This window comes from Thauera sp. AutoDN2, from assembly GCF_051280715.1.
Taxonomy (GTDB): Bacteria; Pseudomonadota; Gammaproteobacteria; order Burkholderiales; family Rhodocyclaceae; genus Thauera.
The window spans coordinates 1-7,264 of record NZ_JBNCAR010000061.1 but is presented as its reverse complement, the minus strand read 5'-3'; the positions used below and the strand labels follow the sequence as shown (position 1 = coordinate 7,264).

The 7,264-nt window shown below is 67.6% G+C and carries 7 protein-coding genes and 3 pseudogenes; 3 read left to right on the top strand and 7 right to left on the bottom strand.

Features of this window, described 5'->3' with window-relative positions:
* Positions 1-39: 39 nt before the first annotated feature.
* Positions 40-864: pseudogene (locus ACPT9U_RS17045) on the top strand (LysR family transcriptional regulator); the annotation flags it as partial.
* A 21-nt stretch (positions 865-885) separates the two neighbouring features.
* Here the strand turns inward: ACPT9U_RS17045 and ACPT9U_RS17040 are convergent.
* Together ACPT9U_RS17040 and ACPT9U_RS17035 are read right to left on the bottom strand one after the other, a co-directional pair.
* Positions 886-1,065 (bottom strand): hypothetical protein, encoded by a 180-nt coding sequence (locus ACPT9U_RS17040; RefSeq protein WP_435751824.1) that lies wholly within the window; start codon positions 1,063-1,065, stop codon positions 886-888.
* A 15-nt stretch (positions 1,066-1,080) separates the two neighbouring features.
* Complete coding sequence (locus ACPT9U_RS17035) at positions 1,081-1,590, bottom strand: LysR substrate-binding domain-containing protein (RefSeq protein ID WP_435751823.1); 510 nt, start codon at positions 1,588-1,590, stop codon at positions 1,081-1,083.
* An 85-nt stretch (positions 1,591-1,675) separates the two neighbouring features.
* Here ACPT9U_RS17035 and ACPT9U_RS17030 point away from each other — a divergent pair.
* Positions 1,676-2,218: pseudogene (locus ACPT9U_RS17030) on the top strand (IS1595-like element ISTha4 family transposase); the annotation flags it as partial.
* A 266-nt stretch (positions 2,219-2,484) separates the two neighbouring features.
* Here the strand turns inward: ACPT9U_RS17030 and ACPT9U_RS17025 are convergent.
* Positions 2,485-3,000: an AmiS/UreI family transporter gene (locus tag ACPT9U_RS17025; RefSeq protein ID WP_435751822.1), complete on the bottom strand. Its 516-nt coding sequence runs from the start codon at positions 2,998-3,000 to the stop codon at positions 2,485-2,487.
* A 463-nt stretch (positions 3,001-3,463) separates the two neighbouring features.
* Between ACPT9U_RS17025 and ACPT9U_RS17020 the strand changes: the two genes are divergently transcribed.
* Positions 3,464-4,360: a DMT family transporter gene (locus ACPT9U_RS17020; protein ID WP_435751821.1), complete on the top strand. Its 897-nt coding sequence runs from the start codon at positions 3,464-3,466 to the stop codon at positions 4,358-4,360.
* A 41-nt stretch (positions 4,361-4,401) separates the two neighbouring features.
* Here ACPT9U_RS17020 and ACPT9U_RS17015 read toward each other — a convergent pair whose 3' ends face one another.
* From ACPT9U_RS17015 to ACPT9U_RS17000, 4 genes and pseudogenes are all read right to left on the bottom strand, one after another.
* Positions 4,402-5,484 (bottom strand): protein-glutamate methylesterase/protein-glutamine glutaminase, encoded by a 1,083-nt coding sequence (locus ACPT9U_RS17015; protein WP_435751820.1) that lies wholly within the window; start codon positions 5,482-5,484, stop codon positions 4,402-4,404.
* Positions 5,481-6,371, bottom strand: coding sequence for a CheR family methyltransferase (locus tag ACPT9U_RS17010; RefSeq protein ID WP_435751819.1), 891 nt, complete (start codon positions 6,369-6,371; stop codon positions 5,481-5,483). Before ACPT9U_RS17010 ends, ACPT9U_RS17015 begins: the two co-directional genes overlap by 4 nt.
* Before the next feature lie 20 nt (positions 6,372-6,391).
* Positions 6,392-6,982: a chemotaxis protein CheD gene (locus tag ACPT9U_RS17005; RefSeq protein WP_435751818.1), complete on the bottom strand. Its 591-nt coding sequence runs from the start codon at positions 6,980-6,982 to the stop codon at positions 6,392-6,394.
* A gap of 35 nt (positions 6,983-7,017) precedes the next feature.
* A pseudogene (locus ACPT9U_RS17000) lies at positions 7,018-7,264 on the bottom strand (methyl-accepting chemotaxis protein); the annotation flags it as partial.

The window sequence follows — 7,264 nt, the reverse complement described above, 5'->3', positions numbered from 1 at the left end:
GGGTTCACAAGGGCTATAAGCTAAAGTTGAGAGCATTGCGTCACCCCGGTGGTCATGGGGCGGCGCCTGGATGCGCTGGAGAAGCGCCTCGGCGTGAAGCTGATGCACCGCTCGACGCGCGGCCTCGCGCTCACCGAGCTGGGCGAGCAGTTCGTGGAGCAGGGGCGCGCGCTGCTGCGCGAGTTCGACGAGGTCGAGCGCGCGGTCAGCGTCGGGCGCAACGTGGTGCGCGGTCACCTGGTGGTGTCTGCGCCCGCGGCGTTCGGCCGCCGCCATGTGGCCCCGCATGCGGCCGCGTTCAAGGCCTTGCACCCGGAACTCAAGATGTCGTTCAACTTCACCGACAGCGTGGTCGACCTGGTGCGCGAGGGCTACGACATGGCGATCCGCATCGGCGAGGTCACCGACCCCAACTATGTGGCGCTGCGCCTGTTTCCGAACCGCCGCGTGGTGTGCGGTACGCCCGACTACTTCGAGCGCCACGGCATCCCGCGCCAGCCCGAGGACCTCGCCCGCCACAACTGCCTCGCCTTCAACCTCGCGGGTGGGCAACAGCGCGGCTGGTCCTTCGTGCGCGAGGGCAAGCTGTTTGCGGTCCGCGTCGATGGCGACCTGGCCTGCAACGATGGCGAGCTGCTGTACGGCTGGGTCAAGCAGGGCCTGGGCGTGGGCTGGCGTTCGACCTGGGAGATCCAGGCCGAGCTCAAGCGCGGCGAGCTGGTCACCGTGCTCGACGAGTTCGCGGTGCCGAGCTACGACATCCAGGCGGTGTATCCGCAGCAGCGCTACCTGCCGGCCAAGGTGCGGCACTTCATCGATTATCTGAAGGCGATCTACAACCGCGAGGGCTACTGGGAGGGCTGAGCGCCAGCGCGCCACGCGGGCTCAAGCGCGCGGCGGTGTCGGCAGGCGCGCCTCCAGTTCGCGGCGGAACAGGTTGGCGAGCTTCTTCGCTGCGCTCCCGAGCGGCACGCCGCGCAGCGTCAGCAGGCCGAGCGGCATGGTGGGCGGGAGCGGCTGCAGCGCGAGCGGGCGCAGGCCGACGCCCACCTGCGGATCGGTCACCAGCACCTTCGGACCTTAGCCGATGAGGTCGTTGCGGCGGACCATGTCGAGGATCAGGTAGGGCGAGGAGCAGTGCAGGATGCGGCTGGGCGCCCTGAAGCCCTGCGCGCGCAGCCATTCGACCAGGTTCATGCTCTGGCTGCCGGCGGACAGGTTGAGCGCCCACTCGGCGTCCGCGACCTGGTTCCAGTCCTGTGCGTCCGCCAGCGGGTGGGTGGTGCGCACCATCGGTACCGCGTCGATGTCGGCCAGGGGCTCGAACTCGATCTCGTAGGGCAGATCCTGCGGCGAGGCGAGCGCGATCGCGAAATCGATCTTGCCCTCGATCAGCCCGGGCAGCGCCTGCACCAGCAGGCCTTCGTGAAAGGTCAGCTCGGCCTCGGGCTGCGCCTTGCGAAACGCTCTCAGCACGGCCGGCAGCACCGTCGCCGTCACCAGCGGGGTGATCGCCGCCTTCACGTGCGCGCCCGCACCGCCGCGCATCTGGCGGATCTCCGCGCGCGCCTTGTCGATCGTCGCCAGCACCAGGCGCGCGCGAATCAGCAGCGCGTTGCCCTCCGGCGTGAAGCCGATGCCCTTGTAGCTGCGCTGCAGCAGCTCGGCGCCGACACTCGATGGCCAGGTCCAGGTCGATGATGCCTACCTGGGCGGCGAGCGCAGCGGTGGCAAAGTCGGCCGGGGCTCGGAGAACAAGGTCCCGTTCGTCGCCGCCGTCTCCCTCAGTGACGAGGGCCACCCCCTGCGCGTCAAACTCACGCCTGTCTCGAGCTTCAGCATGGTCGCAATCGGCCAGTGGGCCAAGACCCATCTGGCTCCGGGCAGCACCGTGTTCTCCGATGGACTGGCCTGCTTCGGTGCGGTGAGCGGTGCAGGTTGTGCGCATCAGCCAACCGTCGTCGGCAAGCGCAAACCGAAGGACTTGCCCGAGTTCCAGTGGATCAACACCGTACTCGGTAACCTCAAGACGAGTTTGAGCGGCAGCTACCATGCGTTCGACTTCCGCAAATACGCAACGCGATACCTGGCCGCGTTCACCTACCGATTCAACCGCCGATTCGATCTGCGCGCGCTTCACACGCGACTGCTCGTGGCTGCCGCCACCTGTGTGCCGCAGCCTCAGCGGGTGATTCGGTCGGCTGAACATCATTGCTAATCAAGTTTATTTATATGTCTCTGTATCGCCACCCGCGATCGGCCGGGCGGGGCCGGCTGCGCGTGGCGTTCTAGCTGGGCGTCGTGCAGCCTTGTGGGGGTGTCGGCCGGTGCGGGATTCGTCCCGCGCGGCAGACAGCCGGCGCATTGCTGCGCCGTGCTGCACTGACTTGAGATGAAGTCTAGGGATTCGCCCCGACCGGGGGTGTGCGCTTTGCTAATAAGTCGAATACTGGAATTTATATTTTTGCGCTGCAGCAATCCGTTTCAGCGCAGCACGCCGGTCAGCAGCAGGTAGCCGGGCAGCCAGCCGGTGAGTACGCCCTGGCCGATCGCGAGTGTCGCGGTCAGGCGTGCAATCGGCCGCTGCAGCGCCAGCAACATGAAGAACATCAGCCACAGCACCGACCACGCTGCCCACGACAGCCCGAGCCACCACTCCCAGGTGCTCGAGGCCGCGCGCAGCGTGTCGATGGCCACCGGCACCGCGGTGATCGCCACGAACAGGCTGAACCACCCCAGCCCGCGCCCATCGGCGCCGCTCAGGCGGTTGAACGCGACCCACAGGTAGGTGAAGGAGAACAGCAGCGACAGCGCCGCGCCCTTGATCGAGGCCGCGTCGGCGCCGTCGCCGAAGGCGAGCTTGAGCGACACCAGCAGCGTCAGCCCGCCGGTGAACAGGTTGATGACCGCGATCTCGCGATCACCGATGCGGCCGAGCATCCACAGGCCATTCAGGATCAGTACCGCGCCGACGTAGAACAGGGACAGACCGAGCAGCATGATGTTTTCCGGGGAAGCACGATGGGGCCGCGGAGTTTAGGCGGCCGCCGCGCGCGCGGGCAGCGCCGCAGGCTGATGCCGCGTATCAGCGATCCCGTAGGCGATGTTGCGCCTCCCGAGTCCCCTGCAGGCGCGACGCAAGTCGCGATCGACGGCGCAGGAACGACGGCGGCGCGGAGCGCCACCGCCGTGATCGCGACTCGCGTCGCTCCTACGAAAACCGCCGCACCGCCGCAGCCACCTGTGGGAGCGACGCAAGTCGCGATTCCCCGCTCCGTCGCCGTCGCTCGTCCTCCGCTCCGTGCCAGGCTGATCGGCGACATCACCGCTGCCGTATGCCTCCCCTGTCCGCGCCGGTGCATAATCCGCCCCATACCGTTACTCGCCGCCGTTCTCCCTGGCGGCAGCTATTTGGCCGCGGCCCCCGTCACGGGCGCCGCGGCGTTTTCCTTTTGGAGATCCGATGTCCGCGTCCGGCACGCCCCGTCTCGCGCTTCTCGCGCTCGCCGCGCTGTCCTTGATCTGGGGTTACAACTGGGTGGTGATGAAACAGGTCATCCAGTACGTCGACCCGTTCGATTTTTCCGCCATCCGCACGGTGCTCGGCGCGGCCACGCTGTTTCTGGTGCTGCTCGTGTTGCGCAAGCCCATGTCCCTGGTGGCGGCGCGGCAGGTGGTGCTGCTCGGAGTGCTGCAGACCGGCGCGTTCACCGCGCTGATCCAGTGGGCGCTGGTGGCGGGCGGCGCGGGCAAGACCGCGGTGCTGGTCTACACCATGCCGTTCTGGGTGATCCCGATGGCGTGGTGGGTGCTCGGCGAGCGCGTGCGCGGCCTGCAGTGGGCGGCGATCGCGATCGCCGGCAGCGGGCTGGTGCTGATCCTGCAGCCGTGGTCGATGGGCGGCAGCGCCTTGAGCAACCTCCTCGCGGTCGCGGGCGGTGTCACCTGGGCGGCGTCGGCTGTGCTCGCCAAGCGCATGCGGCGCGACCACGCCTTCGACCTGCTGGCGCTCACCGCCTGGCAGATGCTGTTCGGCGCGATCGCGCTGAGTGTGCTCGCCGTGCTGCATCCGTCGCGGCCGATCGACCCCACGCCGTATTTTTACGGCGCCTTGTTCTTCAACGCGGTGTTTGCCACCGGGCTGGCGTGGCTGCTGTGGCTGTACATTTTGCAGCGCCTGTCGACCGGCATGGCGGGGCTGTCGGCGCTCGGCATCCCGATGATCGGCACGCTCGCGGGCTGGATCGAACTGGGCGAGCGCCCGAATGCGGCCGAGTTCACCGGCATGGCTCTGATCGTCGGCGCGCTGGCGATGATCAGCCTGTGGTCGCTGGTGCAGTCGCGGCGGGCGGGGGGGTGAGGGCGCAGCGGGCGCGCAGGCTTGACCGCGCGCCCGCGCCGCTACTTCACCAGGCCCAGGATCACTTCCGGAATCTGAGTCAGCGGCACCACCCGATCGACGCCACCGAGGCGGATTGCCTCCTTGGGCATGCCGAAGACCACGCAGGTCGATTCGTCCTCGGCCAGGGTGCTGGCGCCCGCGTCGCGCATTTCCTTGAGCCCGCGCGCGCCGTCGTCTCCCATCCCGGTCATGATCACGCCGACCGCGTTCTTGCCGGCGAACTTTGCGCATGAGCGGAACAGCACATCCACTGACGGCCGGTGGCGGTTGATCAGCGGTCCGTCCACGACTTCGATCGTGTATTGCGCACCACTGCGCGCCAGCATCATGTGCTTGCCGCCGGGGGCGAGCAGCGCACGGCCGGGCATCACACGGTCGCCGTGACGGGCTTCGCGCACCTCGAGTGCGCACAGGCTGTTGAGGCGCTCGGCGAACATCGCGGTGAAGCGCTCGGGCATGTGCTGGACGATGACGATGCCCGGGCACACCGCCGGCAGGCGGGTGAGCACCGCTTCCAGCGCCTGGGTGCCGCCGGTGGATGTGCCGATGGCGACGATGCGCTCGGTGGTGCGCACCATGTTCGCGCCGCTGCCCAAGCCGGCGCCGAGGATGGCGTCGGCGCTGAGCTTGGGCGCGGGGTTGAGCGGCGCGGCCGCGCGCGGCACAAGCCGGCTGGCGTTTGCGCGCGCGGCGGCCTTGACGGCCTGGACGACGTCGTTGGCACTGTCTTCGAGAAACTGCTTAACGCCCATCTTGGGCTTGGTGATGATCGCCACCGCACCCGCCGACAGGGCCTGCATGGTGGCCGCCGCGCCGCTCTCGGCGAGCGAGGAGCAGATCACCACCGGCGTCGGACGCTCGGTCATGATCTTCTTCAGGAAGGTCAGCCCGTCCATGCGCGGCATCTCGATGTCGAGCACGATCACGTCCGGCCATTGGCGCTGCATGTGGCTGATGGCGAACAGCGGGTCGGAGGCGGCGGCGATGACCTCGATGCCGGCGTCGCGCTCGAGGGCCTGGCGCACCGTCTGGCGCACCACGGCCGAGTCGTCCACGATCATGACCTTGATTCGGCTGCTCATCGTCCGTGCTCGCTGCGGTTGGGGTGGAGGGCCCGCGGTGCGGCCCGGTTGCTGCGGTGGTGTTCGAGCAGCGTGCGCGCGTTGGGTCGGCAGTAGAGCGTGGGGCGCAGGGCGCTGAGATCGTCGGTGATGCCGGTCAGGGTCTCGGAGTGGCCGACGATGAAGGTCCCGTCGTCACGCAGGTGCGGAACCATGTTGCCGACCACCTTGCGCTTGGTCTCGTTGTCGAAATAGATCATCACGTTGCGCAGGAAGATGATGTCGAACTGGCCGAGGTCGCGCGTGTCGGGGGCGATCAGGTTGATGTGCCGGAAGTCGACCCGCTCGCGCAATTTGGGGACGACGAGAAAGTTGCCTTCCTGGCTGCGCACCCCCTTGAGGCAGTACTTCTTCATCAGCTCGGGCGGGATGCCGCGGCCGCGCTCCAACGGGTAGAGGCCGGTCTGGGCGCGCTCGAGCACGGTCAGGCTGATGTCGGAGGCGACGATCTCCCAGTTGGCCGACAGGCCCAGGGTTTCGGCCAGCACCATGGCGATGGTGTAGGGCTCCTCGCCGCTGGAGGATGCGCCGCTCCACACCCGGAACGGGCGGCCGCGCCGGCTGGCGGCAAAGTCCTGCAGAAAGTCGAAGTGCGCGGCCTCGCGGAAGAAGTAGGTCTCGTTGGTGGTGAGCAGATCGACCATCAGCTGCCGTTCTTCCGGATGGTCGCCGCTGGTGACCAGCTTGTAGTAGGCGCCGAAGCTGTCCAGGCCGTAATGGCGCAGCCTGCGCGACAGGCGGCCGGCGACCAGCGGCTTCTTGCTGTCTGCCATGTTGATGCCGGCCAGCCGGTAGATGAGCTTCTGGAACAGGGCGAACTCCTGGTCCGTGACGCCGTTGCTATCCATGTCTTGCCTGGGCTCCGTGATCAGAAAAGTTCGACATTCGACTTCGGAAGCGGCCGCTTCAGCGATTCGGCGTAGGCCTGCTCGGCCTTCGCCACTTCCTGCGCGTTCGCCATTGTGGTGGTCATGCGTCGGCACCAGGCATCGCCGGTGGCCGGGACGAACAACACCTTGCGCGAACACGCACCGAGGAAATCCGAGGCGACCAGTTCGATGCCCTCGCGCTTGAGCCATTCGCAGGCAAAGTCCGCGTTGCGTTTGCCGATGCCCGACGTCGCGATGCCGCTGATGATGGTGCCGCCGCCGAAGGCCTTGGCCTTGAGGCGGTGGCGCGCGCCGCCACGGCCGAGAATGCCGTTGAGCAGCACTTCCATCGCGTAGTCGCCCGACAGCAGGGAGTCGACGTCCACCCCGCCTTCGCGCTTGCGCATGTTGGGCAACATGAAGTGGTTCATGCCCCCAACGCCGACCGCCGGATCGTACATGCATACCGCCACGCAGGAGCCGAGCAGGGTCGAGATCGGCTTGTGCATGTCGACCGCCCACTCGCCGGGCGAGATGCTCTGCGCGCGACGTTCGATGTCCTGTGGAGACAGGGTGTGCCAGTTGATCATGCGGGGTGTCCGTGTAGCGGCATGCCTGTCGGGAATCAGCGCCGGCGGCCGCTGGTTGTTGCCGTGTCGATGGAGAAGAACTCCATCAGCTCCTGAAGCTGCCCGGCCTGACCGCCCAGTTCTTCGGCGGTGGCGGCGAGCTCCTCGGAGGCCGAGGCATTCTGCTGGGTGGCCTTGTTCAGCTGCCCCATGGCGTTGTTGATCTGGCCCACGCCGGCGGTCTGCTCCTGGCTGGCCGAAGCGATTTCCTGCACGAGGTCGGAGGTCTTGTTGATCGAGGGC

Bases quoted from the DNA above. Each gene is read 5' to 3' on its own strand.
- ACPT9U_RS17015 (WP_435751820.1), bottom strand. From the start codon at position 5,484: ATGAGCAGCCGAATCAAGGTCATGATCGTGGACGACTCGGCCGTGGTG.
- ACPT9U_RS17020 (WP_435751821.1), top strand. From the start codon at position 3,464: ATGTCCGCGTCCGGCACGCCCCGTCTCGCGCTTCTCGCGCTCGCCGCG.
- ACPT9U_RS17025 (WP_435751822.1), bottom strand. From the start codon at position 3,000: ATGCTGCTCGGTCTGTCCCTGTTCTACGTCGGCGCGGTACTGATCCTG.
- ACPT9U_RS17005 (WP_435751818.1), bottom strand. From the start codon at position 6,982: ATGATCAACTGGCACACCCTGTCTCCACAGGACATCGAACGTCGCGCG.
- ACPT9U_RS17010 (WP_435751819.1), bottom strand. From the start codon at position 6,371: ATGGATAGCAACGGCGTCACGGACCAGGAGTTCGCCCTGTTCCAGAAG.